We start from the raw sequence: 1,713 nt of genomic DNA, 5'->3' as shown, positions 1-1,713 counted from the left end.
AAGCGCGCGTTGGCGCCGAAACCAAGAGCCATCTTGGGGATCCTTCAGGACAGGGGAGAGAAGGTCTCGAAATGGAGGATGACCGGCACCACGGCGGCCTTGATGCCGGCGGCGCCGTCGAGGGCGAGGTCGCGGGTCTGGGGGCCGCCCCAGTCGAGCCAGTCGACCCGGCCGCTTAAGCTCCGGTCGGCGGCAAGGGCGGCGTCGATCTCCAGGAGCAGGGCATCCAGGGCGGCGGTGGCGGCCTCGGGCGGCCCCTGCACCACCACCTCGATCTCGGCCCGATGGCGCCAGAGATAGCTCAGCGGCGACAGCAGCACCTCCGGCTCGCCGGGATCGCCGTCCCGCAGGATCGCCAGCCCGCCGGCCGGGACCTTGTCGGGCAGCGGCTCCTCGCGCTTGACGAGGGCATGGGGAATCGTCCGCAGGCGCTCGAACAGCGCCGCGAGGGCTGCTTCGCGGGTGGTCATGATGGTTGAAATCCGGCCAGAAGATGCGATATAAAGAGGGCCTACTTGCTCCCCGCCCGACACGCCGAAAGGCCTCGGGCGGGGTTATTCATTTACGGGGGCGGAGAGCGTGGCGGCCGAACCGGCCAATAAGCAGGTTGTCGCGTTTATCGATGGCCAGAACCTCTTTCGCTCCGCGAAGGAGTCCTTCGGCTATACCTACCCGAACTTCGATCCCCACCTTCTGGCGGGAACCGTCTGCCTGGATCGAGGCTGGACGCTCGCCGAGGTCCGCTTCTACACCGGCGTTCCCGACGCTTCGGATGATCCCTTCTGGAACCATTTCTGGACGGCGAAGCTGGCGCAGATGGGCCGCCAGCGGGTCCATGTCTTCTCGCGTCCGCTGCGATACCGGAACAAGTCCTTCACCCTGCCCGACGGCACCCAGCACACGATCCTGGTGGGCGAGGAAAAGGGCGTCGATGTCCGGATCGCCATCGACATCATCCGGCTCGCCCACCGGAACGCCTACGACGTGGCGCTCGTATTCAGTCAGGATCAGGACTTGTCCGAGGTCGCGGACGAAATCCGGATGATCTCCCAGGAACAAGGCCGGTGGATCAAGGTGGCCTCGGCTTTCCCGAGCAGTCCGACCAGCCGGAACCGCCGGGGCATCAACAAGACGGACTGGGTCAAGATCGACAAGGCGACCTACGACCGCTGCCTCGATCCTCGCGACTACAGGCCAAAGCGGTCCTGATCACGTTCCCGGCTCCCGCCAATTCCGGACCACCAACCGGGGCAGTTCGGCGATCCACTTTTCGGCGGCGGCGGCCACGTCGATGCGCTTCCTCACCGTCACCTGGGGGACCAGGATGAACATGGGCACCGTCGCCAGCCCGCGCCCGGTGCGGAGGGCCGATTCACTGGCCTTCCCGAAACCGCCGCGCTTGCCGGCACGGGCGCGCCGGTTCTCGGCGACCAGGAGCGAGGGCCCGCCGCGCCGGAAGACGAAGCGCAGCTTGGCGCCATGCCGGCGCTCCCAGCCGCCGGGGGTGATCTTCTTGCGCCCGTCGCCATGCTTGCCGGCGGCGGGCGTCGGGATGGCGAGGAAATAGCCGTGGCGGGAGCGGATCACCGCCCCGTCCGCATAGGCCCGGACGATGCCGGGCGCCTTGCTGAAGACGAAGCCCGCCGCCCGCAGGCTCTGGCCTCCCCTCGGGTAGACCTCGCCCCGCCAGGTGCTGGCGAGGCGTTGGCCCAG

General features: G+C 68.0%; 3 protein-coding genes. 1 reads left to right on the top strand and 2 read right to left on the bottom strand.

Annotation, left to right across the window (positions count from 1 at the left end; translation table 11 throughout):
• Positions 1-44 precede the first annotated feature (44 nt).
• A complete protein-coding gene (locus H7841_18380) occupies positions 45-470 on the bottom strand; it encodes an acyl-CoA transferase (GenBank protein ID MEO5338826.1) in 426 nt (141 codons plus the stop codon).
• 109 nt (positions 471-579) lie between these two features.
• On the opposite strand from H7841_18380, the gene H7841_18375 reads away from it, so the two are divergent.
• On the top strand, positions 580-1,209 hold the full coding sequence (locus tag H7841_18375; protein ID MEO5338825.1) for an NYN domain-containing protein: 630 nt from the start codon (positions 580-582) through the stop codon (positions 1,207-1,209).
• On the opposite strand, the gene H7841_18370 is transcribed toward H7841_18375, so the two are convergent.
• The coding region (locus H7841_18370) for a DUF6441 family protein (protein ID MEO5338824.1) at positions 1,210-1,713 on the bottom strand (504 nt) is incomplete at its 5' end.

It is taken from the genome of Magnetospirillum sp. WYHS-4 (assembly GCA_039908345.1).
Lineage (GTDB): Bacteria > Pseudomonadota > Alphaproteobacteria > Rhodospirillales > GLO-3 > JAMOBD01.
Note: the sequence above shows the minus strand (reverse complement) of the source record. Positions and strands in the feature narration are given on the sequence as shown.

Coding starts and splice junctions, on each gene's coding strand:
- H7841_18380 (MEO5338826.1), bottom strand. CDS start 470: ATGACCACCCGCGAAGCAGCCCTCGCGGCGCTGTTCGAGCGCCTGCGG.